We start from the raw sequence: 26531 nt of genomic DNA, 5'->3' as shown, positions 1-26531 counted from the left end.
TAAACCAGGAGCAGAGAAATCACCGGAAAGTCACCGCGTTACCCGATCACGGAACGTCGTAACCGAGCGCCGCCTTGCGAATGCGGAACCACTGCTGGCGGGTCATCTGCAGTTCTTCAGCGCCCAGCGCGGCGCGCACGCGTTCAATCTTGCCGGAACCAATAATGGGCAGCGGTTTTGACGGCAGACGCAGGATCCACGCATACACCACCTGCTCAATGCTCTCAGCGTTGAGTTCACGGGCAACGGTTTCCAGCTCATCACGCAGCGGCTGGAAGGCTTCATCATTGAACAGCCGTCCGCCGCCAAGGCAAGACCACGCCATAGGACGAATGCGCAGCTGTTGCAGCTGGTCGAGCGTGCCATCCAGCAGCAGCGGCTGGTGAACCGGTGAAATCTCAACCTGATTAGTCGCCAGCGTGAACGGCAGACGTGACTGCAGCAGCGCGAACTGGGCTGGCGTAAAGTTCGAGACGCCGAAGTGGCGCACTTTGCCGCTCTGATGAAGATTGAGGAACGCTTCAGCCACCTCATCGGCATCCATCAGCGGATCGGGGCGGTGAATTAACAGCAGGTCGATATGGTCTGTGGCCAGATTCACCAGCGACTGCTCGGCGCTCTTAACGATGTGTGCGCTGTCGGTGATGTAATGGCCGAGGGCATGTTCAGGTTTTGCCGTGGTGGCGATACCGCATTTCGTTACGATCTCCATTCTGGCACGCAGCGCAGGCACACGTTTCAGCGCCTCGCCAAAGGCCGCTTCACACGCATAGCCGCCATATATATCAGCATGGTCGACGGTGGTGATGCCAAGATCGAGGTGTTCTTCAATAAAGCTCGCCAGCTGGGGAGCGGACATATTCCAGTCCATCAAACGCCAGTAACCCATCACAAAGCGGGAAAATTCCGGGCCCTGCGGGGCAAGAGTAATACGCTGAACCATAACAATTTCCTCAGAGAAGTTATGTCATCAGTATACGCAATTACCTTGCTAAAACAGTGAAGGTTGCTGGGGTTCTTCGCTTTCAACCGCTTTGTTTGCGCGTAATTTGCGCAGGAGACGCTGCCGGCACAGGCGAAGCACCTCCTGCTTTTGCGGATCGCTTAAATGTTGCCAGTTGAACCGTTCATCGCGGGTACGCATACAGCCGCGACAAAATCCGCGTTCATCCGACTGGCAAATCCCCCGGCAAGGGCTCTGGACGGGGAAAAACTCCAGCTGCTCTGCCACACACACCTCCGCAAACCGTTTATCACCTACAGTGAAGACGCTAAACACGGCGTCTGCAAGGGCTTTACCACAGAAATGTGGCATTAAGGTTTCACTAATCTTCCCGCCTTATACTCAACACATCACTATAAAGAATGGTTTGTTAATGATGTGGTTTGCCAAAAAGTTACACTGTAACGACATGAAGTTCACGCTCGGTTGTGCTCTCTTCTTCACCGCGCTAAACGCGCTGTTCATTCACCGCAGCTGGCAGATTATTGCCCCTGCTCATCTGCACGACATGCTGTTCGCAGCGTCTGTTCCGCTGGTGCTGTTTTGCGGCTGGGTCATTGTCTTCAGCCTGCTGAATATCCCGTTTATCCGCAAGCCGCTGATGATCATCCTGACCATGGGATGCGCCGCTGCCACCTACTTTATGTATACCTACGGTGCGGTTATCGACCAGAACATGATCGTCAACGTATTCGAAACCAATTCCCAGGAAGCTACCGCGCTGCTGACGCCGCAAATCGTGTTGTGGATTGTCATTGCAGGGGTGGTGCCGTCGGTGGTGCTGGCTCTGACAACGATCCGCGCGGGGAAATGGTGGTACGCCCTGCTCATGCGGGTCGCGGCCATGCTGGGCGCGCTGCTGGTGATCGTGCTGATCGCCTCCGTGTTTTATAAGGACTACGCCTCGTTATTTCGTAATAACAAAAGCATTGTGAAAATGGTCACCCCGGCGAACTACGTCAGCGCGGTTATCAAATACAGCAAAACCCGCTGGTTTGCAGGCGATCAAACGCTGGTGCGCATCGGGGAGGATGCCCATAAAGGGGCGCTGATTTCCGGCCAACAGAAGAAAACGGTTCTGGTCGTGGTCGTCGGTGAAGCCTCACGCGCGGCGAACTACTCGCTAAATGGCTATGGTCGCGAAACGACTCCGGAACTGGAAAAGCAAAAGGTGATTTCCTTCCCTCAGGCCTCGTCCTGCGGTACCGAGACCGCGGTGTCGGTTCCCTGCATGTTCTCCGGTATGACCCGAAAAAATTATGATGCCGATCTGGCCCATCACCAGGAAGGCCTGCTCGACGTGCTCCGCCATGCGGGCATCAATCTGCTGTGGCGTGATAATGACGGCGGTTGTAAAGGCGCCTGCGATCGCGTGCCGCACACGGACATGACGCAGTGGAAGCTGGATACGTTCTGTAAAGACCAGTCCTGCATCGACGACGTCAACCTCTACCGTCTTGATAACGTGCTGGACGGGCTGAAACAGGACAGCGTTCTGGTCATACACCTGATGGGCAGCCACGGACCGGCCTATTACAACCGCTATCCCAGCAGTTTCCGGAAATTCACCCCGACCTGTGATACCAATGAAATTCAGGACTGCGATCATCAGGCGCTGATTAACACCTACGACAACACGATTCTGTACACCGACAGCGTGGTCAGTAAAACCATCGACGCGCTGAAAGCGCGCCAGAGCAGCATGAATACGGCGCTGATCTACCTGTCTGATCACGGTGAATCGCTGGGTGAAAGCGGAATTTATCTGCACGGCACGCCTTACATGCTGGCGCCGGAACAGCAGACGCACATTCCGTTCGTGTTCTGGCTCTCCCCGGACTATGCGAAAAACTTTGGCGTTGATGAGCAGTGCTTAAGTGATTATGCAGCAAAAAATGCGGTGTCACAGGACAACTTGTTCTCAACGGTGCTGGGGATGATGGACGTAAAATCAACGGTTTATCAGCAGCAGCTGGATATTGTCAACGCATGCAGACACGAAATCGGCTTGCATTAGACCGAATGGTCTAATACAGTGCAACGATGAGCAGACACACTGAACACGATACGCGCGAACATCTACTGGCTACCGGCGAGCGTCTTTGCATGCATCGCGGGTTTACCGGAATGGGGCTGAGCGAGCTGTTAAAAACCGCCGAAGTGCCGAAGGGATCGTTTTATCACTATTTTCGATCCAAAGAAGCCTTCGGCGTGGCGATGCTTGAGCGGCACTATGCCAGCTATCATCAGCGCCTCGCCACCCATTTTGCCCAGGGTGAAGGCAGCTATCGGGATCGTGTGCTGAACTACTATCAGGAAACGCTGACCCAGTTCTGTCAGCAGGGCATTATCAGCGGCTGCCTGACGGTAAAACTTTCTGCCGAGGTGTGCGATCTTTCCGAAGATATGCGCGCAGCCATGGATAAAGGCGCCACGGGTGTTATCGCCCTGCTTGCGCAGGCGCTGGAGAAAGGTCGCGACGAAAAAACGCTGGCCTTCTCCGGGGAGCCGTTAACCCAGGCGCAGGTTCTTTATGCCCTGTGGTTAGGCGCCAATCTGCAGGCCAAAATTTCTCGCAGTGCCGCACCGCTTGAAAGCGCCCTGGCGCATGTGAAATACACAATTACAGCGCCTGGCGTTTAGCAGGCGTTTTTTATTTACTTCGTTACTAGTCGACTGGTCTACTCAGGAGCCTTTATGTCCGATGAAAAATTATTTACCCCACTGAAAGTGGGTGCTGTTACTGCACCGAACCGCGTGTTCATGGCCCCGCTGACCCGTCTGCGCAGCATTGAGCCGGGTGATATTCCGACTCCACTGATGGGTGAATACTATCGTCAGCGCGCAAGCTCTGGCCTGATCATCTCCGAAGCAACCCAGATTTCCGCTCAGGCGAAAGGCTACGCGGGCGCACCTGGCCTGCACAGCCCGGAGCAGATTGCCGCGTGGAAGAAAATCACCGCTGGCGTGCACGCTGACGATGGCCGCATCGCGGTGCAGCTGTGGCACACCGGGCGTATCTCACACAGCAGCATCCAGCCTGGCGGCCAGGCACCGGTTTCCGCCTCGGCCCTGAGCGCCAATACCCGCACCTCCCTGCGCGATGAAAACGGCAACGCCATTCGCGTTGATACGTCCATGCCGCGTGCGCTGGAGCTGGACGAGATCCCGGGTATCGTCAATGATTTCCGTCAGGCGGTCGCGAATGCGCGTGAAGCCGGTTTCGACATGGTTGAACTGCACTCGGCCCACGGCTACCTGCTGCACCAGTTCCTCTCCCCGTCTTCTAACCACCGTACCGACCAATACGGCGGCAGCGTTGAGAACCGCGCGCGTCTGGTACTGGAAGTGGTGGACGCAGTGTGTAAAGAGTGGAGCGCTGACCGTATCGGTATCCGCGTCTCCCCGATCGGTACGTTCCAGAACGTGGACAACGGCCCGAATGAAGAAGCAGACGCGCTGTATCTGATTGAAGAACTGGCCAAACGCGGCATTGCCTACCTGCACATGTCCGAGCCAGACTGGGCGGGCGGTCAGCCATACACCGAAGCGTTCCGTCAGAAAGTGCGCGATCGTTTCCACGGGGTGATCATCGGTGCGGGCGCGTACACGCCTGAGAAAGCAGAAGATTTGATCAACAAAGGCCTGATCGATGCCGTTGCGTTTGGTCGCGATTTCATCGCTAACCCGGATCTGGTCGCACGTCTTAAACATAAAGCAGAGCTTAACCCTCAGCGTCCGGAAAGCTTCTACGGCGGCGGCGCGGAAGGCTACACCGACTACCCTACGCTCTAATCCCGTCATTGTGCATTGATAGCGGCGACATATCGCCGCTATACTAAAACATCGTTTCTGTTAAAAAAGATAATCCTTTCCATTGGTTAATGAGGAAATTATGCGCCTACTTCACACCATGCTGCGCGTTGGCGACCTGCAACGTTCTATCGATTTCTACACTAACGTACTGGGCATGAAACTGCTGCGCACCAGCGAAAACCCGGAATACAAATACTCGCTGGCCTTTGTGGGCTATGGCCCGGAATCCGATGAGGCGGTTATCGAACTGACCTATAACTGGGGCGTGGAGAGCTATGACCTGGGCAACGCCTACGGCCATATCGCGCTGGAAGTGGATAACGCAGCCGAAGCCTGTGAACGCATCCGCAGCAACGGCGGCAACGTCACGCGTGAAGCGGGCCCGGTTAAAGGCGGCACAACCGTGATTGCCTTCGTTGAAGATCCGGACGGCTACAAAATCGAACTGATTGAAGCCAAAGACGCCGGTCGCGGTCTGGGCAACTGATCCCCCAGGGCGCATTTGCGCCCTGTTGTTTTACTGCATCCCCTGCCAAAATTTGCCATAATGCGCACTGCTTTTTTCCCCATGTAAGAGACCCTGATGTCCGATAACGCTCAATTTACCGGTCTGTGCGACCGTTTTCGTGGTTTTTATCCCGTTGTCATTGATGTAGAAACAGCCGGATTTAACGCTAAAACCGATGCGCTGCTTGAGATTGCCGCCATAACGCTGAAAATGGATGAACAGGGCTGGCTTACACCGGACACCACGCTGCATTTCCACGTTGAACCCTTCGAAGGGGCGAATCTGCAGCCCGAGGCGCTGGCGTTTAACGGCATCGATCCGAAAAACCCGCTGCGCGGCGCGGTGAGCGAGTACGACGCGCTTCACGCCATTTTTAAAATGGTGCGTAAAGGCATGAAAGATAACGACTGTAGCCGCGCCATTATGGTGGCGCACAACGCCACCTTCGACCACAGTTTTACGATGGCTGCCGCCGAGCGCGCCTCACTTAAGCGCAACCCTTTCCACCCTTTCGTAACCTTTGACACAGCGGCGCTGAGCGGTCTGGCGCTCGGTCAGACGGTGTTGTCAAAAGCCTGCATCACCGCAGGAATCGAATTTGACGGCACGCAGGCGCACTCCGCGCTCTATGATACCGAGCGCACAGCCGAGTTGTTCTGCGAAATCGTGAACCGCTGGAAGCGGTTAGGCGGCTGGCCGCTGCCGATGGGCGAGAACGACGCATAAAAAAAGCGACCGAAAGGTCGCTTTTTTACAGGGGCAGCAAAATTATTCTGCGCCCGGCTCTTCGGTTTTGTACTTCGCCGCAGTCTCTTTAATCAGCTGCTGCAGTTCGCCACGCTGATACATTTCGATCAGGATGTCGCAGCCGCCAACCAGCTCGCCATCAATCCACAGTTGTGGGAAGGTCGGCCAGTTTGCGTATTTTGGCAGTTCAGCACGGATGTCAGGGTTTTGCAGGATATCAACGTAAGCAAAACGCTCACCACAGGCAGACAGCGCCTGAACCGCTTGCGCGGAGAAACCGCAGCTAGGCAGCTTCGGAGAACCTTTCATGTACAGGAGAATCGGGTTTTCAGCGATCTGGCGCTGGATTTTTTCAATAGTGGTGCTCATGTTTTGCTTCCTTTAACTTCTGTTACGGCAATTGTCTGACATTGTAGCGGTTCAGACAGACATCGGAAAATAACATTTTAGTCACGTTTATATATTTTAACGTGTGTGGCTATAAGTTGCATTGAAAATGGTGCTTACCCTTTCTCACTCTAAGGTTTTGCTTAGGGAGTGAACAATAGTGCTACAGAACGATGAATTTTTTTGCACTTGCTAACGAAACACGTTTTTAGATTGAAAAATGCTATTAACTTCCCGGGTTTTTATAGATTAGAATCGACGGGCTTTGTAAATCACACGCGGGCATTATTGATGGCCTGCAATTATCAGGGGACTGCCCAGTGGCGCGGATAAATAAAATCTCGATCACGCTCTGTGCCTTACTGTTTACATCACTCTCATTCACGCCAGCGGCGAACGCCTCTGAACAGGCGCGGCATTCTGCTGTACAAAAAACGCATCTGGCGAAAACCACAGAACGTAAGAAAAAAACTCCCGGCAAGACCGTTAAGAAAAAAACCACCGCTCAGACCAAACAGACCGCCTCCAGCAAGACCAAATCGAAAACCAAAACCTCCCGCACCCACACGCGTAAAACTACCCAGACAGCCGCCAGGCTCGTGAGCGAAAAATGCACGGTGCGCAAGGGGCATAAATCGACGTGCACCAAAGCCACCAAACTCGCGGAAGTACATAAGGTGCGCATGCAAAAAGCGCAAAAGACGGCGATGAATAAACTGATGGGGCAAATTGGTAAACCCTATCACTGGGGAGGTTCCTCTCCGCGTACCGGTTTCGACTGCAGCGGCCTGGTCTATTACGCGTATAAGGATCTGGTGAAGTTTCGTATTCCCCGCACCGCGAATGAAATGTACCACCTGCGCGATGCGGCTCCGGTAAACCGTGGCGAACTCCAGAACGGCGACCTGGTATTCTTCCGCACCCAGGGCCGCGGCACGGCTGATCACGTTGGCGTGTACGTCGGCAATGGAAAATTCATTCAGTCTCCGCGTAGCGGCCAGGATATTCAGATCACCTCTCTCAGCGAAGACTACTGGGTACGCCACTACGTTGGCGCGCGCCGGGTCATGACGCCGAAAACCGTCCGCTAACCCCTGCCCTGCTACCGTCGTAGCAGGGTAAGCTCCTCTTTTGCATACCCTTTTAATCTGCTACTCTATCCTTGTTGTCTGTAGGGTTATTGGCAACGTATAAAACAATAAGGAGAGAAGCAATGTCGTTCGAATTACCTGCACTACCGTATGCAAAAGACGCCCTGGCACCGCACATTTCTGCGGAAACCCTGGAGTACCATTACGGCAAACACCACCAGACCTACGTCACCAACCTCAACAACCTGATCAAAGGCACCGAGTTTGAAGGCAAAACCCTGGAAGAGATCGTGCGTAGCTCAGAGGGTGGCGTGTTCAACAATGCCGCGCAGGTGTGGAACCACACCTTCTACTGGCACTGCCTGGCACCAAATGCGGGCGGAGAACCTGTTGGTGAACTGGCCGAGGCGATCAACGCGGCGTTTGGCAGCTTCGCGGACTTTAAAGCGAAATTTACCGACGCAGCGGTGAAAAACTTTGGTTCCGGCTGGACATGGCTGGTGAAAGAGGCCAACGGTAAGCTGGCTATCGTGTCGACGTCTAACGCTGGTACACCGCTGACCACCAGCGCCACGCCGCTGATGACGGTGGACGTGTGGGAACACGCCTACTACATCGACTACCGTAACGCGCGCCCTCACTATCTGGAGCACTTCTGGGCGCTGGTTAACTGGGAATTCGTGGCGAAGAACTTCGCCGGGTAAGAGACACGCAGAAGGGTTCGCCCTTCTGCGTTTTTTTTCTATTTCGCAGCGCAGGCCGCTTCAGGCTGTTTTCGCCCGGACATCAGTACAAGCAGCAGGCCAAGCCCGGCTACAATCGCCCCCATCACGGGTACAAAGCCGTAACCCAGACCACCCGAGATCACCGCACCGCCCGCCGCAGCGCCCAGCGCATTCCCCAGGTTGAATGCCCCGATATTGACGGAAGATGAGAGCCCCGGCGCCTCATGAGCAACACGCATCACGCGCATTTGCAGTGGCGGTACCACGGCAAAGGTCGCCGCCCCCCAGACCACCATCGCAATCGCCGCCCCCACTTCAGTGCGCGCCAGCCACGGGATGGCCACCATAATCACAATCAGCAGGGTTAAAAAGCCTTTCAGCGTGCCGGTAACGGAACGGTCTGCCAGCTTCCCGCCAAGGTAATTGCCAATCGAAAAGCCCACGCCAATCAGCACCAGCATCGCGGTAATAAAGATCGGCGTAGCGTGAGTGATCTCATGCAGCACCGGTGAAATATAGGTATAGAGGGTAAACATCGCCCCGGCGCCCAGCACGGTGGTCAATAGCGCGGAAAGAACCTGAGGGCGCACCAGCACCGACAGCTCTTTGCGTACATCAGGGCGTTCTCCGGCGCTGCCCTTCGGCAGGGAGAAGAACAGGGCGACCATCGCCACAACCCCAAGTGCGGCGGTGGCGAGGAACGACATGCGCCAGCCGATGACTTCACCGAGCCAGGTCGCCGCCGGTACGCCGCCAATATTGGCGATCGTCAGGCCCATAAACATGGTGGCGACCGCGCTGGCCTGTTTGTGTTTGGGAACCACGCTGGCGGCAACGACTGATCCCAGCCCGAAGAAAGCACCGTGGTTGAGGCTGGTCAGAATACGCGACAGCATCAGGGTGGTGTAGTCAGGCGAAATTGCGGAGAGCACATTGCCAAGCGTGAAGATCGCCATCAGGAAAATCAGCGCATTGCGACGCGCGCGGTGCGAGAGCAGCAGTGTCATCAGAGGTGCCCCCACCATCACGCCGATCGCATAGGCGCTGATCAGCATACCGGCCGCCGGTATTGAGACGTCTACGCCCCGCGCGATAACGGGCAGCAAGCCCATCGGGGAGAATTCAGTGGTGCCAATCCCAAAAGCGCCAATCGCCAGGGCCAGCAAGGGGAAATTGATTTTCATGCGTTAACTCCGGATGCCGTGTCGCGTCGTGACACAGAACAATGAAGCCAAAAGCATGACATCAATCACAAAAAATGAGAAGTTAACATTTTGGCAAAAGATTTTTGCCAGAAGGGTAACAATCAGGCGAGGATGTGGAGGGAGACGCCTCTCCCTCCGCGTGAATCAGTGCAGCGCAGCCGTTAAACCACCGGCCACAATCAATGCCAGCACAATAACGGTGGTAACCAGCGAAAACTTCAGATCGGAACTCATCAATTTTTCTCCTTTTAATCACCCCACGAAAAGTGAGCTTGCTCATTTTTACACAGTTCAGGTCAAAAATCTTCCTGGTTTTAACCTGATATCCACTTTTGCTCTTCCCCTTTTCATCAAGATAGGACAAAATTCCACGCTAAATTTATTAGCGTACCGGCCATTGACCCCCTCCTGACGTCCTGTGTCGTTTTCCCGGCGTGTCGCAATTCAAGATTGCGTAATAAGGGTGAGAGAAGGCAAACGTTTACCTTCATGTTTATCAGGAGCTTAGGATATGGTCTGGAGTGACATTTAATGGCAACAATAAAAGACGTAGCAAAACGCGCAAACGTTTCCACTACAACCGTATCACATGTTATTAACAAAACTCGCTTTGTTGCTGAAGAGACGCGCAATGCCGTCTGGGCGGCGATCAAAGAGCTGCACTACTCCCCGAGTGCGGTAGCGCGTAGCCTCAAAGTGAATCACACCAAATCGATCGGTTTGCTGGCGACCAGTAGCGAAGCGGCCTATTTCGCAGAAATTATCGAAGCGGTGGAAAAAAACTGCTTCCAGAAAGGCTATACCCTGATTCTGGGCAACGCCTGGAACAACATTGAAAAACAGCGTGCCTATCTTTCGATGATGGCGCAAAAGCGCGTCGACGGCCTGCTGGTGATGTGTTCAGAATACCCGGAATCGGTGCTTTCCATGCTGGAAGAGTACCGTCACATCCCGATGGTGGTGATGGACTGGGGCGAAGCGCGCGCCGATTTCACCGACTCCGTGATTGATAACGCTTTTGAAGGCGGCTATATGGCGGGTCGTTATCTGGTAGAACGCGGGCATCGCGAGATTGGCGTTATTCCCGGTCCGCTTGAGCGCAACACCGGCGCAGGGCGTCTGGCTGGCTTTATGAAAGCGATGGAAGAAGCGCTGATCACCGTGCCGGAAAACTGGATTGTGCAGGGCGACTTCGAGCCAGAATCAGGCTATCGCGCCATGCAGCAGATCGTCTCCCAGCAGCCTCGCCCTACCGCTGTCTTCTGCGGGGGCGATATTATGGCAATGGGTGCGCTCTGTGCCGCGGACGAACTGGGTCTGCGCGTGCCACAGGACATTTCCGTGATCGGGTATGACAACGTGCGTAACGCCCGTTTCTTCACCCCGGCGCTGACCACCATCCATCAGCCGAAAGATTCGCTGGGCGAAACCGCTTTCAACATGCTGATGGACAGGATCGTTAACAAGCGTGAAGAATCGCAGTCTATTGAAGTCCACCCGCGTCTTGTTGAGCGCCGTTCCGTTGCGGATGGCCCTTTCCGCGACTACCGTCGCTAATGGTTAACGGGGCCAGCTACGCTGGCGCCCGTAGCCACTCCCGGTTCAGCGTTTCGCTGTCTCCCAGATAATCCAGCAGCCAGGCCATGGCAGGCGATATGTCGTTCTGCTGCCAGGTCAGGCAACAGGCTGCATCCGGGAACGGGTTTTCCAGCTCCAGGGCAACCCATTCACCGCTGTCGATCCTCGGTCGTGCAAAGTGGACGGGCACCATCGCCACGCACAGGCCCGCTGTCAGGCAGGTGGCTGACGACTCCCAGTCAGGCGCCACCACGCGCCGCTGGTTGTCCAGCAGCCAGGTGATGCGCTTGGGCAGCGAGCGCGAGGTATCTTCCAGCACCAGCGACGGCCAGTTGCGCAGCGTGTCGTCACTCAGCGGCCCTTCCAGCGCGGCCAGAGGATGATGGCTGGCGACCACGCAGGTCCAGCTCAGCATGCCCATATCCCGAAAAGCGTAACGTCCCCCAACGGGAATAGCCTGCGTCGCGCCGATAGCCATCTCAACCCTGCCGTCCGCCAGCGCATCCCAGACGCCGTTGAACACCTCCTGCGATACCCGCAGCTCAACGTCCGAGAAATGGCGATAGAAATCCACGATCATCTGCCGTGTGCGTTCGGGCTTCACAATGTTGTCTACCGCAATGGAGAGATGGCCCCGCCAGCCGTTGGCGATCTGTTGACACTGCTCGCGGGTGATCTGCATTTTTTTGATGACAGAACGCCCTTCCTTGAGAAACCACGCCCCCGCAGGCGTTAACACCACGTCGCGGTGCCGACGTTCAAACAGCGGCACCGCCAGCCACTCCTCCAGCTGGCGCACGGTATAACTGACCGCAGAGGGAACCCGATGCAGTTCCTGCGCGGCTCCGGTAAAACTGCCGTTACGCGCCACGGCGTCTACCACTTCAAGAGAATAATCGGACCACATTTTCTGCCTGCAAAAAATTTGAATGCACTTACCAAATATTAGCGTTTCACAAGCCGCTTTGCACTCCCTACACTCTGCGCCAGTTAACACCTGCCTCCTCAGGAGAAAAAAACAATGCAACCCAGGAACGGATTTTTAGTCTGGCTCGGCGGCTTAAGCGTGCTTGGCTTTCTGGCAACCGATATGTACCTCCCTGCTTTCGCCGCAATGCAGGAAGATTTGCAGACGCCTGCCGCCGCCATCAGCGCCAGCCTGAGCTTATTCCTTGCGGGCTTCGCCATCGCACAGCTGATGTGGGGGCCGCTCTCTGACCGCTTTGGCCGCAAGCCGGTGCTGTTACTCGGCCTGGCGATTTTTGCCGTAGGCTGTCTGGGGATGCTGTGGGTACGTGATGCCACCTGGCTGCTGGTGCTGCGCTTTATTCAGGCGGTGGGCGTGTGCGCGGCGGCGGTCACCTGGCAGGCGCTGGTGACCGACTACTACCCGGCCTCGCGTACAAACCGGATCTTCGCTACCATCATGCCGCTGGTCGGCCTGTCGCCGGCCCTTGCTCCGCTGCTGGGCAGCTGGATCCTCGCCCATTTCGACTGGCAGGCGATTTTCGCCACGCTGTTTGCCATTACGCTGGTGCTGATGCTGCCCGCCTTTGCGCTTAAGCCGGCCCATAAAAAAGCCACGCACGCCGATGCGAAGCCCATCACCTTTATCTCCCTGCTGCGCACCAAAGCGTATCGCGGTAACGTTCTGATTTATGCCGCCTGCTCTGCGAGCTTCTTCGCCTGGCTCACCGGCTCACCTTTTATCCTCCACGATATGGGCTATAGCCCGGCGGCCATCGGTCTGAGCTACGTTCCGCAAACTATCGCCTTCCTGGTGGGCGGCTACGGCTGTCGTGCGGCCCTGCAGAAATGGGACGGACAGCAGATGCTGCCCTGGCTGCTGGCGCTGTACACTCTGAGCGTAATAGGCACCTGGGCTGTCGGTTTCATTCCGGGCGTGGGGCTTGCAGAAATTTTGATTCCTTTCTGCGTGATGGCCGTTGCCAACGGCGCAATCTATCCAATCGTGGTGGCGCAGGCGTTGCGTCCGTTCCCGCAGGCCACCGGCCGTGCGGCGGCGCTGCAAAATACCCTGCAGCTGGGGTTATGCTTCCTCGCAAGCCTCGTGGTATCCGCGCTGATTGTCACCCCGCTGCTCACTACCACCAGCGTGATGCTGTTTACCGCTGTGCTGGCTGTTATCGGGTATCGCATACAGTCGTCTGCCTACCGTGAGCAGGCCAGCCGTGCACAAACAGAAACATCCCAGGCATAATCGCGTGGGAAATTATGTTGCATATCAGTGATTAGGTTGCTAAGAATTTTCTATTGAATCACCAAATTTTGAGGCCTATACTAAATTTGGTTCGATTAAATACGATAAATATTAAGTGTTAACGGGAGCCGGAGTGCTCCCGTTTTACCATGGAAGGCTTTTCGGCAAGGGTTATCTCCCTTCCTCTGTTCTACGTCGGATACTAGCCTCGCGGGCGTTTACCGTGAGATTTCTCACAAACCATAAAAAGCGTCTACGCTGTTTGAAGGTTCTGATCACAGCAAGGTGATGGAGAAGCTATGAGTTCATCGTGTATAGAAGAAGTCAGCGTTCCGGACGACCACTGGTCCCGGATCGTCAGTGAACTGTTGAGTCGTGCGGGCATCACTATTAACGGGTCCTCCCCTTACGACCCTCAGGTCAAAAATCCCGACTTTTTTAAACGCGTCCTGCAGGAGGGATCGTTAGGCCTGGGCGAAAGCTATATGGATGGATGGTGGGATTGCGAGCGGCTGGATATCTTTTTCACCCGCGTTTTACGCGCGGGGCTTGAAAACCAGCTTCCTCGACACGTTAAAGACACGCTGCGCATCGCCTCCGCCCGCCTGTTCAACCTCCAGAGTAAAAAACGGGCATGGATCGTTGGCAAAGAACACTACGATCTCGGCAACGATCTGTTCAGCCGTATGCTCGACCCCTTCATGCAATATTCCTGCGGCTACTGGAAAAAGGCGACCACGCTTGAAGAGGCGCAGCAGGACAAATTGCGCTTAATCTGTGAAAAACTGCAGCTTGAACCCGGCATGCGCGTACTGGATATTGGCTGCGGCTGGGGTGGTCTGGCGTACTTTATGGCGAAGCATTATGGCGTTAGCGTTGTCGGCGTCACCATCTCTGCCGAACAGCAAAAGATGGCGCAGGAACGCTGCCAGGGTCTGGATGTCGATATTCGTCTGCAGGATTATCGCGATCTTAATGAGCAATTCGATCGAATCGTCTCGGTCGGGATGTTTGAGCACGTAGGGCCGAAAAACTACAAGACCTACTTTACGGTGGCCGATCGTAACCTGAAGCCGGACGGTATCTTCCTGCTGCATACCATTGGCTCGAAGCGGACCGACAACAACGTTGACCCGTGGATCAATAAATACATCTTCCCGAATGGCTGTTTGCCCTCTGTACGCCAGATAGCCAATGCCAGTGAATCTCACTTTATCGTGGAAGACTGGCACAACTTTGGCGCAGATTACGACACCACGTTAATGGCATGGCACGAACGCTTCCAGGCGGCCTGGCCGGAGATTGCCGACAACTATTCCGAACGGTTCAAAAGGATGTTCAGTTATTATCTGAATGCCTGCGCAGGGGCATTCCGGGCGCGTGATATTCAACTGTGGCAGGTGGTCTTTAGCCGCGGTATTGAACACGGCCTGCGGGTGGCTCGCTAAAAAAATAACCCCGGAAGCCCGGGGTTATTTTTATTCTTCGTCAATCGCTTTTATTATCGCCGCTTCCTTTGCCGCCAGCACGCGTTCAACGGTATCGACGACCGCCTGGGTTTGCGGATCAATTTCGATATTCACGCGATGTCCCAGTTTTTTTGCGCCCAGCGTCGTACGCTGCAGCGTCTCCGGAATTAAATGCACGCAAAAACGCGTCGGCGTGACCTCACCCACCGTCAGACTGATCCCATCAATGCCAATAAACCCTTTGTACAGGATGTATTTCATTAATGCCGGGTCCTGAACTTTAAACCAGATTTGACGGTTATTTTCCGAGGTAATGATTTTGGCGACCTCGGCCGTGGTCATGATGTGGCCTGACATCAGGTGCCCGCCAATCTCATCGCTGAACTTCGCGGCACGCTCAACGTTTACGGTATCCCCTACCGCCAGCTCGCCCAGATTGGTAATCCGCAATGTTTCTTTCATTAAATCAAAGCTGATGTGATTACCGTTAATTTCTGTGACGGTCAGGCAGCAGCCGTTATGCGCAATCGACGCACCGGTTTCGATGCCGTCGAGCATATATTCCGGCAGCTCAACAACGTGAGTACGAAAATTGGGTTTTTCATCAATAGACACCACTTTAGCGGTGCCCTGGACAATACCAGTAAACATGCCTGTAACTCCTGTTTTTTCCGGACGGTGGTGACACCGTTTTAATGCCAACACAATAACAGTTGGAAAAACAGGTTGCCAGTAGCGTGCATTTTCTGGCTATTTTTTCACTAGATAATTAGGTAAACCCCGCTACAATAGCTGGCATCCCCCTTCATTTTCTTTTTGCTGCCCGTAATGGCGGCTTTTTTAGTCTCTCAAATAACAACAATTCAAAGGTGTTCACGTGCAGAAGTACATGATTGAAGCGCGTCAGTTATTGGCGCTGGCTATCCCGGTGATCATTGCGCAGGTTGCCCAGACAGCAATGGGATTTGTCGATACGGTGATGGCCGGAGGCTATAGCGCCACCGATATGGCCGCCGTGGCTATCGGGACCTCAATTTGGCTTCCCGCGATCCTTTTCGGCCACGGGCTGCTGCTTGCACTGACCCCGGTGATCGCGCAGCTTAACGGTTCAGGCCGCCGCGACCGTGTGGCGCACCAGGTCCGCCAGGGGTTCTGGCTGGCCGGTTTCGTCTCGGTGCTGATCATGGTGGTGCTCTGGAACGCGGGGCATATCATTCGCGCGATGCAGAATATTGACCCCGCTCTGGCCGATAAAGCCGTCGGATATCTGCGCGCGTTACTCTGGGGGGCTCCAGGCTATCTCTTTTTCCAGGTCGCGCGTAACCAGTGTGAAGGGCTGGCGAAAACCAAGCCCGGCATGGTGATGGGCTTTATCGGCCTGCTGGTGAATATTCCGGTGAACTACATCTTTATTTATGGTCACTTCGGGATGCCTGAACTCGGCGGCGTCGGCTGTGGCGTCGCAACCGCAGCGGTGTATTGGGTGATGTTCTTTAGCATGCTCACCTTTATTAAGCGGGCGCGATCGATGCGTGATATCCGCAACGAACAGGCGTTCAGCACGCCGGACTGGCACGTGGTGAAACGCCTCATCCAGCTCGGCATGCCCATTGCCCTGGCGTTGTTCTTCGAAGTCACCCTCTTTGCGGTCGTTGCCCTGCTGGTTTCACCGCTTGGGATCGTAGACGTTGCCGGGCACCAGATTGCGCTGAACTTCAGCTCCCTGATGTTCGTTCTGCCTATGTCGCTGGCCGCCGCCGTGACCATTCGGGTAGGGTTCCGTCTGGGGCAAGGATCCACGCTTGATGCGCAAACCGCCGCGCGGACCGGGCTGGGCGTTGGCGTTTGTATGGCCACCTGTACGGCACTCTTTACCGTGGCGCTGCGTGAGCAAATCGCCCTGCTCTATAACGACAACCCTGAAGTGGTTATGCTTGCGTCTCACCTGATGCTGCTCGCGGCGATTTATCAAATATCCGACTCCATTCAGGTGATCGGCAGCGGCGTACTGCGCGGATATAAAGACACGCGTTCGATCTTCTTTATCACCTTTATCGCCTACTGGGTGCTGGGTCTGCCGTGCGGCTACGTGCTGGCGTTAACCGATCTGGTGGTGGATCGTATGGGGCCTGCCGGGTTCTGGATGGGCTTTATCATCGGTCTGACCTCCGCAGCCATCATGATGATGTTGCGTATGCGCTTTCTGCAGCGTCAGCCTTCTACGGTCATTTTGCAGCGCGCTGCACGATAAATCTCCGGTAGCCGCCCGCCGGCGGCTACTTTCTCTTCACTTTGCGCGGTAATGAAGCAATCGCGTGAAATCAGAGAGAAAAATGCATTTTCCCTCTTGCCACCTTGGGGCTGTGCCGCTAATATTCGTCCCCGTTGTCACCGACAACACGTTGCGTTCATAGCTCAGTTGGTTAGAGCACCACCTTGACATGGTGGGGGTCGTTGGTTCGAGTCCAATTGAACGCACCATTCTGCGTCTGTAGCTCAGTTGGTTAGAGCACCACCTTGACATGGTGGGGGTCGATGGTTCGAGTCCATTCAGACGCACCATTCTATTATCCCTCTGTAGTTCCTCATTCTTTCATCTGACTTTTCTGTGCCCAAGAGCATTTCAGGCATCATGTTTCGCTATGCCATCGTCACTTCTCAACTCCTTTTAATCTCGCAGTCGCTCAACATATTGTTGCATCAACGTCCCAGCGAATCATCACTATTTCAGCTGGTTACAGGTGTACGACGTGGTAAAGCCGTCACGATTCCGGGCCGATGATCTGGCTCCAAATGGGTGAGGCCACAGGCCGGGTAATGCGGCAAAGGAGCGAATCCCCGGCAACGTACTAACGTAAGTGACTGGGGTGAGACAGTGCAGCCAACGCATATGCATGTTGAAGTATGACGGGTAGAAAGAGAGCGCGAGGGGCGCCCTCTTCTATCATGGTGCATGATACCGGGGTCCTGCGCTATTTATAGGTCAGCGTAAAGGTCGCCGTGGCGTTGGCCGTGCCTGCCGTTATCGCCGACGTGGTCTGGTAGTAGCGCGCCTTAAGCTGTACCGTCTCAGCCCCTCCGTACGACGAGGTGTAATAGTACCTGCTCTGACCAAACTGCACCGCGCTGTCATCCGGTGTAAAGTAGAGCTGCACGCCCACCCCGGTTGCGGCCATATCACCCGGCGCGCTGTCCAGTTTCATCACGCCCGCAGCACTGGACGGATCCGGAGTGGCGTCAATCTGGACGTTGATACGGGCACTTTTGTCGCAGTCCAGTCTGATCACGAACGTCTGCCAGCCGGTGGCTGAGCCCGGCCCTGAAAACTCAGCCTTTTTATGCTGGCCTAACTCCACGCTGACATCGGGCGTCGTGACTGCACAGGCAATCGTATTAATTTGCCCGCCGGAAAAGGTGATCGGCAGTTCCGTTGACCACTGCCCGTTCTCCCGGGTACCGGCAATAAAACGCCCGGGTGAACCACTCAGCGCACCGGGGGTAATGTCACCGGTTTTAATCAGACGGACCCGCGCCTGATCGTTGATCGAGGGATGGTAACCCGCACTGTGGCTAATCTGGAGGGTGAACACCTGCGACTGTCCGCTGGCAATACCACTCCAGCTCTCCGGTAACGGCGTGCTGTCCACGGAGGTGCGGCCTTCAAACACATACCCCACGCCCGGCACGTTGGTATTGAAAACCGCCTCACCGTTCCAGCTAATGCTGGCTTTCGCGCCCGTGTTTTTGATACCGGCAACGATGGCGTATTGCGGGGTGCCATCATAATTACAGTCCTGATAGGCCACGCCCTGGTTGGACATCAGCCAGTCGCTGATGGGCTGCCCCACCGTCGCGTCCCGCTGGACAATCACCGTGCCGGGGCTGATTGAAAAACTTCCTGTAGCCGTACAAAACGCCCACGATGTCTGGCAGAAAGCGATGCCCGCCAGCAGAATAATTACGCGCCATACCCTCATTTCACTGTCTCCTGGCATTCCTGGGTCACCGTGATCACCGGTGGCTGATTTTCCTGTTCCGGCAACCGGTAATGCACCACGCACTGCTGCGCGCCGTTCCAGTTCACCGCAATCTCTCCTTCCTGCGGTACACCGGTGAGATACACCTGGCCGTCATCACCGACGATGCCGCTGCCGCCCTCTTTCAGCTTCGCCTGTGCGCCAAACGGCACCGGCAGCCCGCGGTAATACAGCGTCATCAGCACGCGTCGTCCGAGGCGGGTGTTGAAGTCAGCCATCACCACCGCGCCCTGCGTTGGCGTTACCGTCTGCACGGCGGTGTCGATATCCACCTCGTCGCCGAGCGTGCTGGTATCCAGCGCAATACGGTTTTTCTTGTACGGGTTGACGTATGGCACCACCGCATAGCCGCGCCCGTCGGTATAGACCCCGGTGTTGTTCTGCACCTTCGTGTCATCCGCGCCGGGCGCGTTGACAATTGCCAGCGACTGGCCGAGCGGCTGGGACAGTGTGATGCCGTGCGGATGGGCGACAATGCCGCCTCTCAGGCCGTAGTTGATCTGCTGCGTATCGTCGTCGTAGTTGTAGCCGCCGGTGATTTCGCCCTGCCCGCCTTTATAGTCGGCGCTCATATTGCCGGAGCCGCCCACGCCGTGGTTGGTGTAGCTCTGCTGGAGGCTGTAGCTCAGGTTGTTATCGGCAAGCGCCGTGCCGTTGAGCCCCACCTGCTGGCGGGTGTCGCCATGTTTCGCGGTGTTGACGCTGTAGCTCGCCCAGGCATTCGGCATAAAGCGGCTGAGCGGCACCTGGACGTTGAACGCCAGCTGCTGGTCGGCGGGCTGGGTGCTCTCCGGGTAGTCGCTGTAGCTGTACGTCACGCTGTAGCTGATGCCGTCGATGTTGCCGTTCCAGCCGGTGCTCAGGGTGCGTTCATAGCCGTCCTCCTGCCAGTAATCCTGCTGGTAGCCGGAGACAAAAAACGAGCCGTAGCTGCCGATACTCTGGCTGAGGTCAAGCTGCAGGCGCTGGCGTTTGTTGTACGTCATCCGCCAGCCGTCGTCGCTGTCTGCCCGCAGGTCGTTCGCCTCCTGGAAGGTGTAAAACCCGGCGGTGGAGTAGCGGTAGGCCGCCAGCGTAAAGCTGGTGTCGGTGGTCTGAAAATCTTTCGAGTACTGCACCCGGTACGACTGGCCGTTGTGGCTGTCGTTGTTATTCAGCGTGGTATGCGCGGCGGTGATATCGGCGGAAAGCGAGCCGAGTTCACCGAGGCCAAAACCCAGCCCCGCCGCCCCGGACTGATAGTCCTGTGAATAGAGTGTGCCGCCATAAAGGGTGATGGCATACGGCAGGCCGTAAATCGCCGTGACCTGGCCGAACTCCGGTTCATCGCTGTCGTCGTTGCCGCTGCGGTATTTCCCGGCGGTGAGTGCATATTTCAGGCGGCCTTCACGCTGCATGATCGGCACCGCCGAGAAAGGCTGGACGAAGGTGCGCTCGCTGCCGTCGGCCTCTTTGATGGTCACTTCCAGGTCGCCGCTGCCGGAGGTCGGGTAGAGGTCGCTGATGGTGAACGCGCCCGGCGCAACGTAGCTCTGGTAGATAATGTAGCCGTTTTGCTTAATGGTCACCTGGGCACTGGACTGGGCGATGCCGCGGATGACCGGGGCGAACCCGCGCAGGCTGTCCGGCAGCATGTTGTCGTCGGAAGCCAGCTGCGCGCCGCGAAACTGGACGCTGTCGAAGATATCCGACGGCGTGTAGCTGTCGCCGAGCGTCAGTTGCCCCTTCAGGCGCTGGATATCCCGCTGAAGGTATGTGTTCACCGAGTCCCAGTGGCTGCCGTTGTCCTCGTCGTAGTTCCAGGTCGAGTAGTTGCGCAGCCGCCACGCGCCAAGGTTGATGCCGCTTTGCAGGTTGGCGTAGTAGTTATCGTCCGAACCGTTTTCTCCGTCACGCCAGGTATTGCTGCCGCTGAGGTTGTAGTTCAGCAGCGCGGCGGGCACGCCTTCGTCCCACTCGGACGGGTCCACCCAGCCACGCGCGCTGGCATTCATCGCCGCCTGCGGAATACTGACGTTAAGCTGGAGTTTGCTGAAGCGCAGATCGGTGGCGGCCATCGGGATATAGCGGCCAATGTCGTCCAGCGGTTTATCCGGCGGCAACGCCGCCAGCGCGGGGAAGACGTCGGTTTTCACGCCCCAGGCTTTAAGCATCGCGGGCGTTATCTGCGCGGTGAGTTTTTTATCCGGCCCGGCGACAAAGGCAATGTCCTGCGCGTCGCCCTGTTTTTCGCTGTTCACATACACCGTCACCCGGTAGGTGCCGGGAAGCTGGCCGTCGGACTCGGCAAAAGCCGATAAATCCGCCACCGGCTGGCCGGGGTTATCAATTTCCAGCGCGTGGGTGTTAAAAGCCTCGCGGGCCTCGGCGTTGCGAAGATAGCCTGGCAACAGGATCATCATCAATAGCAACGTCAGACGTGGCGTCGTGTTATTCATCACGTCCTCCTTCACAGCGTACGACTTTCGGTCTGGCTGATGCCGCCGTAGTCGCTGATGGCCTGCCAGGTCACATTGGATGCGCGCGCGGACGGCAACGTGAAGCTGGCATTGCCCTTCGGCGGCACCATATCCGCCTCTTTGATCTCCTGCCCGTCGACTTTGAGGGTGAACAGCGTGACGTAATACGGCGTGGGGTTAGTGACGGTAAGACGGTTGCCGCTGCGGGCGACGCTCAACTGGTGATACGCGCTCTCGGGTTGCCCTTCCAGCCCGGCCGGGCGGTAAAACAGCTTCATGCGCGACTTGACCACCACCTGCAGCACGTTGGTGCGCGGCGTGCTGTCGTCGGTGGCGGGGATCGATTTCACGTTCAGCCAGAACACCGATTCCCGGTCCTGCGGCAGGTTGCCCCCGGTGCGCACAATGCGCAGCATGTTCTCTTCATCGGGATTGATGCGAAACAGCGGTGGGGTGACGATGAACGGCGTGTTGCCGCCCTGTTCGCCGCTGTCCACCCAGCTTTGCACCAGATAGACGCCCGATTTCTCCGGGTTACGCACCGAAGCGGCCGACTCTTTTTTATCCCCGTTATAAATCACGCGCGTCCCGCCAATTACAATCCCGGCCTGCGCCTGCACGCTCAGGAGAGCGAGCACCAGCGCCAGCATCACGTCTGCATACCTGTTCATCTTCTTATTCTCCGGACAAAAAATACGCATCCCTGCGAAACGTTCCCTGTTATGCGGCGGCGCATGGGTAGGAGTGGATGCGCCCCGCGACGTCACAGCCTTATTTGTAATTAATGGTGAACTGCGAGGTACCGTTGGCTGTCCCGGTGGTCACCGCGGTGCCGGTGGAAACATAGCGGGCGACGAAGTCCAGGGAATTGGTGCCCTCTGCGAGGGTGTAGTCCGCTGATGCCGAGTGCAGGGGAATGGCGGTCCCGTTTTTATCAGCGATTTCAATCCCGACGCCGGTCGCGATCCCGGTACCGCTGTCCAGCGCCAGCAGGTTCTGATTAACGCCATCTGACGTCCCGTCAAACTTCACGTTCGCCCCGGTAACGGTGTCCGGGCAGTCGCTCAGGCTGAGGGTAAAGCGCGTCGGGGAGGCTTTCATGCCGGCCGCACCGTTCAGTGCGGTTTGCGCCACATTGCCCAAATCGACGTTCATATTTTGCGAACTGCTGTCCACGGTACAGGTCTGGTCAGTGATGCTGCCGGTAAAGTGGATGGTGCCATCGGCAGCGACCGCACCTGCGGCCACCAGTAATAAACACGCGCTTAACATCGTTTTTTTCATACATTTCTCCTTGGTGAACGATCACGCAGGTCTCGACCCTGCTTCACTCCGGCGGCGAAAAAATCACCATAAGACTTTCCCGTTAGTGCCAGAGTGGTGAGTTCAGGAGAAAATGTGGAGAAGGATGAAAAGGGGAAATAAAATATCAGCAGGCGGGCGTTCTGACTTTTGCCACGGCATAAAACCGTAAGGCGGTGAGCATGTGAAAACTGGCAACGTGAATAACGCAAGCACGTTGCCAGCGGTAACCAGAGGAAGCAACATAGGCTTTACATTTAATGTTGGTTTAAAATCAGCAAGATAGTCCGTTATCGAAAGGGGCCTCAGAAAAATTTTGACACTGCGCTAAATTTTTCTGATACTACTTTACATTCTGGCACTAATTGTGGGGTTTTCTCTCAACGTCCCCCAGACATTCATAAATCTTTGTGTATTCGTCGCCGTATAAATCACCGTATGCCGGATGTTCCGGTGCCCCAGATAATCCTGTATTAATCGGGTATCCCGCCCTAAGTCTGCCAGCGCATAACCGCAACCGTGTCTTAGCATATGCGGATAGGCGGCAATACTGACTCCCGCCAGTTCACCATAACGTTTAAGTAACAATCTCACCTGATGACGTGACAGCGCGCCGCCCTTTTGCGACAGGAACAGCCAGTCTGAATCTGCATCCCGCCAGCGGTTACGGACTGCCAGCCAGCGCATAAGCGCAGGCAGTTCGGTATCGAACAGCGGGTGCTGCGTCGAGAGGCTATTTTTCAGTCGCCGGACATAGACCGAACGCCCAACCAGATCGAGATCGGACAGGCGCATTCCGCACAGCTCGCTGACCCGCAGGCCGTGTAAATAGCACATCTGAATAAGGCAATAATCGCGCTCAAAATGTATCCCTCTGTCCGCTGCAAGCAGTATCTGTCCCACTTCATGGCGAGTGAGATGCTTTCGTTTTTCAGGCATTCGCCTTTGCTCCTTATTAAAATAATAATGAAAAAAAACAGGCCAGAACTGCCTTCACAGTCCTGGCCTGAGCCAGAGAATACCATCAGAATCGCTAATCGGGTGATGACGCAGAACTCAACATTTTTTACGAGCAGCCGACTGTTTATGCAGTGAACGTCATGACAAAATGCCGCGTCTGGCAGACGAAATCTCTGTTGCCGAACGGGGTGAAACAGGCGTGGTCGGGGTTATCCGTAGCGCCGGAGAAGGGCCAGGTTTAGTCCATCAGATCCTGAAAAGCACAACGGGCCATTAAGCCCGTTGCCGTCAAAGTTATCGCAGTTCTTTTATCCTCGCCCGCTCGGCCTGCATTCGATAGAGTTCGTATCGCTCCCGGAACCATGCTTGTTGCTCATCACTCATATTGCCGGTCACGGCAGCCACATCAATCTGCTGGCCCAGGGCGTGCATACGGGCAAAACTGCGCGCCAGAAAATCAAAATTCTTCAGTGCGTGTATTTCTTGTCGGTTCATCGCATATCCCTCCAGTCATTGAATTTGCTGTTCAAGGTCATATGCTTTTCTGATTTCAGTATCCGCCTGGAAAAGATCGTTTTTTGAGCAATACGTGCGCCTTTGCTTGTCCGCCCTCTCATTTCCAGAATGTTTTACAAAGGCTATCGACACGCATGCTGTTCGGAATAATACGTCTCTCTCATTTTTCTCCCTTTCTCCTGCTACGCTTTTCCTATAACAAAAAAACGCAGGAAGGATGTCGATGAAGAAGATCGCGATTATAGGCGCGGGGCCTACCGGTATTTACACCTTTTATTCACTTCTCAAGAGTCAAACCCCTCTCGCTGTCACCGTGTTTGAAAAAGCAGACCAGGCCGGTGTGGGCATGCCCTACAGCGACGAGGACAATTCGCGGCTGATGCTGGCTAATATCGCCAGTATTGAGATCCCGCCGCTCTTTATAACCTACCTGGACTGGCTCAGGACGCAAAGCCAGACGCACCTCGCACGCTACGGCGTGGACAAATCGACGCTGCACGAACGGCAGTTCTTGCCGCGCATTCTGCTGGGCGAGTATTTTCGCGACCGCTTTTTAGCCATTGTGCAAGAAGCGCAGCGCCGCGGATTCGCCGTTCAGGTGCATGAATCCGCCCCGGTTACCGACCTTGATGCCCGGGAAGACGGCGTGACCCTCTGCGTCAATGACGCCCCCTTTGAGGAAAAATTTGATCTCGCGGTTATCGCCACCGGCCACGTCTGGCCCGAAGACGATGAAGCATCAAAAACATTCTTCCCGAGCCCGTGGTCGGGCCTGATGGACGCCAAAATTCCGCCCTGCCGTGTCGGGATTATGGGCACCTCGCTCAGCGGGCTGGACGCGGCCATGGCGGTGGTGATCCAGCATGGACGCTTCGTTGACGACAGGTTTGAGCTGGACGACAAAAGCCAGGATCTGAGAATTGTGCTGATGTCGCGCACGGGCATTCTGCCAGAGGCCGATTTTTACTGCCCTATCCCCTATGAACCGCTGTCGATCCTGACCGACGCGGCTGCCGAAGCCGAAATCGCAAAAGGCCCGGAGGGATTACTCGACCGGATTTTTGCTCTGATGGTCAGGGAGCTTGAACAGGCCGACCCGCAGTGGAGCGAGGCGATTGCCCTCAATACGCTGGATCCCGATACTGTTTTTGATGCCTGGTTCGCCGATCGCAAACGTCACGATCCCTTCTCGTGGGCGGAGGATAACTTACGCGAGGTGGAGCGAAACAAACGCGATAAACGCACCGTTGCCTGGCGCTACACCGTCCTGCGGCTGCATGAGGTGGTTCAGGAAGTGGTGCATCATCTGGATGACCGGGACGCAGAACGATTCAAGCGGGGGCTGGCGCGGGTGTTTATTGATAATTATGCGGCCATCCCCTCTCAGTCGATTCGCAGGCTGCTGGCCCTTCGGGAAGCGGGGATCATCAGCGTGCTGGCGCTTGGCGAGGATTACGACCTGGATATCGGGAGCGATCAAACCGCCATCAGAACCGGCGAGACCACCTACCGCTTCGACGTGTTCATTGATGCTCGCGGGCAAAAGCCACTCAAAACGAAGGATCTGCCCTTCCCTTCGCTGCGCAAACAGCTGCTGGCAACGGGAGATGAGATACCGGACGTCGGAGAGGACTATACCCTGCGCGCGCCCGAGGCACTTCGCGGGCGGATTGCGTTTGGAGCGATACCCTGGCTCATGCACGACCATCCCTTTGTTCAGGGGCTGGCAGAAAGCGCAGAGATGGGTGAAGCGATGGCAAAAGCGGTGTCGCAACCGGCAGTGCGATCGCGCAAGAAACTGCAGTTTGTAGAGAACTAACAGGGCTTCCGTGCCCTTTGATGGCTGATTACTCGAAGAACACGCTCGGGTTTTCAGACAATGACACGAAGGTTTTGGTGTCTTTATCAAGGGCACGAATGTCGCCGCTCTCGATATCATACACCCAGCCGTGCAGGCGAATGGCGTTGTTGCGCAGACCGACCGCCACCGACGGGTGGGTTTTGATGTTGCTCAGCTGGGCAAAGACGTTTTCCTGCACCATCGCGTTCACTTTATCGATCGGATGCTCCCAGCTTTTCTTCTCGACGACCGCTTTGGCGGCATCGGAATAGCGCAGCCAGTGCGAAACGGCAGGCATTGGCTCCAGATTGGCGTTATCGGCAATCGCCTTCATTGCACCACAGTTGGAATGACCGCAGATCACGATGTCGGTTACGCCCAGCGCCACAACCGCATACTCAATCGTGGCAGACACGCCGCCAGGCTCTGGCCCGAACGGCGGCACGATGTTGCCAGCATTACGAATGACAAAAAGCTGTCCCGGCTCTTGCTGCGTAACCAGTTCCGGGACCAGACGGCTGTCGGAGCAAGAGATGAACAGCGCTTTGGGATTCTGACTGGACGCTAAACTGCGGAAGAGCTCTTTACGTTGCGGGAAAATCTCTTTTTGAAAGCTGAGAAAACCTTCAATGATATGTTGCATAGCCATTTCTCTTTTATCTGTTTT

26 protein-coding genes and 2 tRNA genes are annotated in these 26531 nt (G+C 55.8%); 14 read left to right on the top strand and 14 right to left on the bottom strand.

Going from position 1 to position 26531, the window contains the following annotated elements; genetic code table 11:
* Positions 1 to 46: 46 nt before the first annotated feature.
* Both FFS28_RS00810 and FFS28_RS00805 read right to left on the bottom strand, forming a co-directional pair.
* The gene (locus tag FFS28_RS00810; RefSeq protein WP_058608937.1) at positions 47 to 943 is read right to left on the bottom strand and encodes an aldo/keto reductase; all 897 of its coding nucleotides are present in this window, start codon (positions 941 to 943) and stop codon (positions 47 to 49) included.
* Between the two features lie 48 nt (positions 944 to 991).
* Positions 992 to 1231 (bottom strand): DUF1289 domain-containing protein, encoded by a 240-nt coding sequence (locus FFS28_RS00805; RefSeq protein WP_006174941.1) that lies wholly within the window; start codon positions 1229 to 1231, stop codon positions 992 to 994.
* A gap of 148 nt (positions 1232 to 1379) precedes the next feature.
* On the opposite strand from FFS28_RS00805, the gene eptA reads away from it, so the two are divergent.
* The 5 genes from eptA to rnt all read left to right on the top strand — a co-directional run bounded on the left by eptA (position 1380) and on the right by rnt (position 6053).
* A complete protein-coding gene (gene eptA, locus FFS28_RS00800) occupies positions 1380 to 3020 on the top strand; it encodes a phosphoethanolamine transferase EptA (protein WP_137848891.1) in 1641 nt (546 codons plus the stop codon).
* A gap of 26 nt (positions 3021 to 3046) precedes the next feature.
* A complete protein-coding gene (locus FFS28_RS00795; protein ID WP_137848474.1) occupies positions 3047 to 3646 on the top strand; it encodes a TetR/AcrR family transcriptional regulator in 600 nt (199 codons plus the stop codon).
* A gap of 54 nt (positions 3647 to 3700) precedes the next feature.
* Positions 3701 to 4798 (top strand): alkene reductase, encoded by a 1098-nt coding sequence (locus FFS28_RS00790; protein ID WP_006174938.1) that lies wholly within the window; start codon positions 3701 to 3703, stop codon positions 4796 to 4798.
* 100 nt (positions 4799 to 4898) lie between these two features.
* Positions 4899 to 5306 (top strand): lactoylglutathione lyase, encoded by a 408-nt coding sequence (gloA, locus tag FFS28_RS00785; protein ID WP_006174937.1) that lies wholly within the window; start codon positions 4899 to 4901, stop codon positions 5304 to 5306.
* A 96-nt stretch (positions 5307 to 5402) separates the two neighbouring features.
* Positions 5403 to 6053, top strand: coding sequence for a ribonuclease T (rnt, locus tag FFS28_RS00780; protein WP_006174936.1), 651 nt, complete (start codon positions 5403 to 5405; stop codon positions 6051 to 6053).
* A 42-nt stretch (positions 6054 to 6095) separates the two neighbouring features.
* On the opposite strand, the gene grxD is transcribed toward rnt, so the two are convergent.
* The gene (gene grxD, locus FFS28_RS00775; RefSeq protein WP_006174935.1) at positions 6096 to 6443 is read right to left on the bottom strand and encodes a monothiol glutaredoxin 4; all 348 of its coding nucleotides are present in this window, start codon (positions 6441 to 6443) and stop codon (positions 6096 to 6098) included.
* A 338-nt stretch (positions 6444 to 6781) separates the two neighbouring features.
* On the opposite strand from grxD, the gene FFS28_RS00770 reads away from it, so the two are divergent.
* Together FFS28_RS00770 and sodB are read left to right on the top strand one after the other, a co-directional pair.
* On the top strand, positions 6782 to 7552 hold the full coding sequence (locus FFS28_RS00770) for a C40 family peptidase (protein WP_006174934.1): 771 nt from the start codon (positions 6782 to 6784) through the stop codon (positions 7550 to 7552).
* 122 nt (positions 7553 to 7674) lie between these two features.
* The gene (gene sodB / locus FFS28_RS00765) at positions 7675 to 8256 is read left to right on the top strand and encodes a superoxide dismutase [Fe] (RefSeq protein WP_137848473.1); all 582 of its coding nucleotides are present in this window, start codon (positions 7675 to 7677) and stop codon (positions 8254 to 8256) included.
* A 38-nt stretch (positions 8257 to 8294) separates the two neighbouring features.
* Here the strand turns inward: sodB and FFS28_RS00760 are convergent, their stop codons facing one another.
* Together FFS28_RS00760 and cydH are read right to left on the bottom strand one after the other, a co-directional pair.
* Complete coding sequence (locus FFS28_RS00760) at positions 8295 to 9461, bottom strand: MFS transporter (RefSeq protein ID WP_137848472.1); 1167 nt, start codon at positions 9459 to 9461, stop codon at positions 8295 to 8297.
* 165 nt (positions 9462 to 9626) lie between these two features.
* The gene (gene cydH / locus FFS28_RS00755) at positions 9627 to 9716 is read right to left on the bottom strand and encodes a cytochrome bd-I oxidase subunit CydH (protein ID WP_042319665.1); all 90 of its coding nucleotides are present in this window, start codon (positions 9714 to 9716) and stop codon (positions 9627 to 9629) included.
* A 297-nt stretch (positions 9717 to 10013) separates the two neighbouring features.
* Between cydH and purR the strand changes: the two genes are divergently transcribed.
* Positions 10014 to 11039, top strand: a complete 1026-nt coding sequence (gene purR / locus FFS28_RS00750; RefSeq protein WP_006174930.1) for an HTH-type transcriptional repressor PurR — start codon at positions 10014 to 10016, stop codon at positions 11037 to 11039.
* A gap of 16 nt (positions 11040 to 11055) precedes the next feature.
* Here the strand turns inward: purR and punR are convergent, their stop codons facing one another.
* Positions 11056 to 11967, bottom strand: coding sequence for a DNA-binding transcriptional activator PunR (gene punR / locus FFS28_RS00745; RefSeq protein ID WP_137848471.1), 912 nt, complete (start codon positions 11965 to 11967; stop codon positions 11056 to 11058).
* 114 nt (positions 11968 to 12081) lie between these two features.
* On the opposite strand from punR, the gene punC reads away from it, so the two are divergent.
* Positions 12082 to 13281, top strand: a complete 1200-nt coding sequence (gene punC / locus FFS28_RS00740; protein ID WP_137848470.1) for a purine nucleoside transporter PunC — start codon at positions 12082 to 12084, stop codon at positions 13279 to 13281.
* Between the two features lie 299 nt (positions 13282 to 13580).
* Entirely contained in the window at positions 13581 to 14729 is a 1149-nt protein-coding gene (cfa, locus tag FFS28_RS00735; protein ID WP_137848469.1) for a cyclopropane fatty acyl phospholipid synthase, read from the top strand.
* 30 nt (positions 14730 to 14759) lie between these two features.
* Here the strand turns inward: cfa and FFS28_RS00730 are convergent, their stop codons facing one another.
* Positions 14760 to 15401: a riboflavin synthase gene (locus FFS28_RS00730; RefSeq protein ID WP_006174926.1), complete on the bottom strand. Its 642-nt coding sequence runs from the start codon at positions 15399 to 15401 to the stop codon at positions 14760 to 14762.
* 226 nt (positions 15402 to 15627) lie between these two features.
* Between FFS28_RS00730 and mdtK the strand changes: the two genes are divergently transcribed.
* From mdtK to FFS28_RS00715, 3 genes are all read left to right on the top strand, one after another.
* Positions 15628 to 17001 carry an MdtK family multidrug efflux MATE transporter gene (gene mdtK, locus FFS28_RS00725; protein WP_137848468.1) on the top strand — a complete coding sequence of 458 codons (1374 nt, stop codon included), beginning with the start codon at positions 15628 to 15630 and terminating at the stop codon, positions 16999 to 17001.
* Positions 17002 to 17154: 153 nt separating this feature from the next.
* A tRNA-Val gene (locus FFS28_RS00720) sits at positions 17155 to 17231 on the top strand.
* Positions 17232 to 17235: 4 nt separating this feature from the next.
* Positions 17236 to 17312, top strand: a tRNA-Val gene (locus tag FFS28_RS00715).
* 410 nt (positions 17313 to 17722) lie between these two features.
* Here FFS28_RS00715 and FFS28_RS00710 read toward each other — a convergent pair.
* From FFS28_RS00710 to glgS, 6 genes are all read right to left on the bottom strand, one after another.
* Positions 17723 to 18727: a fimbrial protein gene (locus tag FFS28_RS00710; RefSeq protein ID WP_171007369.1), complete on the bottom strand. Its 1005-nt coding sequence runs from the start codon at positions 18725 to 18727 to the stop codon at positions 17723 to 17725.
* Positions 18724 to 21225 carry a fimbria/pilus outer membrane usher protein gene (locus FFS28_RS00705; protein WP_137848466.1) on the bottom strand — a complete coding sequence of 834 codons (2502 nt, stop codon included), beginning with the start codon at positions 21223 to 21225 and terminating at the stop codon, positions 18724 to 18726. Before FFS28_RS00705 ends, FFS28_RS00710 begins: the two co-directional genes overlap by 4 nt.
* A gap of 11 nt (positions 21226 to 21236) precedes the next feature.
* Positions 21237 to 21917 carry a fimbrial biogenesis chaperone gene (locus FFS28_RS00700; RefSeq protein ID WP_137848465.1) on the bottom strand — a complete coding sequence of 227 codons (681 nt, stop codon included), beginning with the start codon at positions 21915 to 21917 and terminating at the stop codon, positions 21237 to 21239.
* A gap of 100 nt (positions 21918 to 22017) precedes the next feature.
* Positions 22018 to 22530: a fimbrial protein gene (locus FFS28_RS00695; RefSeq protein WP_137848464.1), complete on the bottom strand. Its 513-nt coding sequence runs from the start codon at positions 22528 to 22530 to the stop codon at positions 22018 to 22020.
* A 366-nt stretch (positions 22531 to 22896) separates the two neighbouring features.
* Positions 22897 to 23487, bottom strand: coding sequence for a tyrosine-type DNA invertase (locus FFS28_RS00690; RefSeq protein WP_137848463.1), 591 nt, complete (start codon positions 23485 to 23487; stop codon positions 22897 to 22899).
* Between the two features lie 315 nt (positions 23488 to 23802).
* Entirely contained in the window at positions 23803 to 24003 is a 201-nt protein-coding gene (glgS, locus tag FFS28_RS00685) for a cell surface composition regulator GlgS (RefSeq protein WP_102891021.1), read from the bottom strand.
* Between the two features lie 244 nt (positions 24004 to 24247).
* On the opposite strand from glgS, the gene FFS28_RS00680 reads away from it, so the two are divergent.
* Positions 24248 to 25843: an FAD-NAD(P)-binding protein gene (locus FFS28_RS00680; protein ID WP_137848462.1), complete on the top strand. Its 1596-nt coding sequence runs from the start codon at positions 24248 to 24250 to the stop codon at positions 25841 to 25843.
* A gap of 28 nt (positions 25844 to 25871) precedes the next feature.
* Here the strand turns inward: FFS28_RS00680 and FFS28_RS00675 are convergent, their stop codons facing one another.
* Positions 25872 to 26507 (bottom strand): carbonic anhydrase, encoded by a 636-nt coding sequence (locus tag FFS28_RS00675; protein ID WP_042319655.1) that lies wholly within the window; start codon positions 26505 to 26507, stop codon positions 25872 to 25874.
* Positions 26508 to 26531: the final 24 nt, after the last annotated feature.

It is taken from the genome of Enterobacter sp. 2VL (genome assembly GCF_005503595.1).
Lineage (GTDB): Bacteria > Pseudomonadota > Gammaproteobacteria > Enterobacterales > Enterobacteriaceae > Enterobacter > Enterobacter cancerogenus.
Note: the sequence above shows the minus strand (reverse complement) of the source record. Positions and strands in the feature narration are given on the sequence as shown.

What these genes read in the sequence shown, in the direction of transcription:
- FFS28_RS00810 (WP_058608937.1), bottom strand. Translation starts at nt 943, where the DNA reads ATGGTTCAGCGTATTACTCTTGCCCCGCAGGGCCCGGAATTTTCCCGC.
- eptA (WP_137848891.1), top strand. Translation starts at nt 1,380, where the DNA reads ATGTGGTTTGCCAAAAAGTTACACTGTAACGACATGAAGTTCACGCTC.
- FFS28_RS00795 (WP_137848474.1), top strand. Translation starts at nt 3,047, where the DNA reads ATGAGCAGACACACTGAACACGATACGCGCGAACATCTACTGGCTACC.
- FFS28_RS00790 (WP_006174938.1), top strand. Translation starts at nt 3,701, where the DNA reads ATGTCCGATGAAAAATTATTTACCCCACTGAAAGTGGGTGCTGTTACT.
- gloA (WP_006174937.1), top strand. Translation starts at nt 4,899, where the DNA reads ATGCGCCTACTTCACACCATGCTGCGCGTTGGCGACCTGCAACGTTCT.
- rnt (WP_006174936.1), top strand. Translation starts at nt 5,403, where the DNA reads ATGTCCGATAACGCTCAATTTACCGGTCTGTGCGACCGTTTTCGTGGT.
- grxD (WP_006174935.1), bottom strand. Translation starts at nt 6,443, where the DNA reads ATGAGCACCACTATTGAAAAAATCCAGCGCCAGATCGCTGAAAACCCG.
- sodB (WP_137848473.1), top strand. Translation starts at nt 7,675, where the DNA reads ATGTCGTTCGAATTACCTGCACTACCGTATGCAAAAGACGCCCTGGCA.
- FFS28_RS00760 (WP_137848472.1), bottom strand. Translation starts at nt 9,461, where the DNA reads ATGAAAATCAATTTCCCCTTGCTGGCCCTGGCGATTGGCGCTTTTGGG.
- cydH (WP_042319665.1), bottom strand. Translation starts at nt 9,716, where the DNA reads ATGAGTTCCGATCTGAAGTTTTCGCTGGTTACCACCGTTATTGTGCTG.
- purR (WP_006174930.1), top strand. Translation starts at nt 10,014, where the DNA reads ATGGCAACAATAAAAGACGTAGCAAAACGCGCAAACGTTTCCACTACA.
- punR (WP_137848471.1), bottom strand. Translation starts at nt 11,967, where the DNA reads ATGTGGTCCGATTATTCTCTTGAAGTGGTAGACGCCGTGGCGCGTAAC.
- punC (WP_137848470.1), top strand. Translation starts at nt 12,082, where the DNA reads ATGCAACCCAGGAACGGATTTTTAGTCTGGCTCGGCGGCTTAAGCGTG.
- cfa (WP_137848469.1), top strand. Translation starts at nt 13,581, where the DNA reads ATGAGTTCATCGTGTATAGAAGAAGTCAGCGTTCCGGACGACCACTGG.
- FFS28_RS00730 (WP_006174926.1), bottom strand. Translation starts at nt 15,401, where the DNA reads ATGTTTACTGGTATTGTCCAGGGCACCGCTAAAGTGGTGTCTATTGAT.
- FFS28_RS00710 (WP_171007369.1), bottom strand. Translation starts at nt 18,727, where the DNA reads ATGAGGGTATGGCGCGTAATTATTCTGCTGGCGGGCATCGCTTTCTGC.
- FFS28_RS00705 (WP_137848466.1), bottom strand. Translation starts at nt 21,225, where the DNA reads ATGAATAACACGACGCCACGTCTGACGTTGCTATTGATGATGATCCTG.
- FFS28_RS00700 (WP_137848465.1), bottom strand. Translation starts at nt 21,917, where the DNA reads ATGAACAGGTATGCAGACGTGATGCTGGCGCTGGTGCTCGCTCTCCTG.
- FFS28_RS00695 (WP_137848464.1), bottom strand. Translation starts at nt 22,530, where the DNA reads ATGAAAAAAACGATGTTAAGCGCGTGTTTATTACTGGTGGCCGCAGGT.
- FFS28_RS00690 (WP_137848463.1), bottom strand. Translation starts at nt 23,487, where the DNA reads ATGCCTGAAAAACGAAAGCATCTCACTCGCCATGAAGTGGGACAGATA.
- glgS (WP_102891021.1), bottom strand. Translation starts at nt 24,003, where the DNA reads ATGAACCGACAAGAAATACACGCACTGAAGAATTTTGATTTTCTGGCG.
- FFS28_RS00680 (WP_137848462.1), top strand. Translation starts at nt 24,248, where the DNA reads ATGAAGAAGATCGCGATTATAGGCGCGGGGCCTACCGGTATTTACACC.
- FFS28_RS00675 (WP_042319655.1), bottom strand. Translation starts at nt 26,507, where the DNA reads ATGCAACATATCATTGAAGGTTTTCTCAGCTTTCAAAAAGAGATTTTC.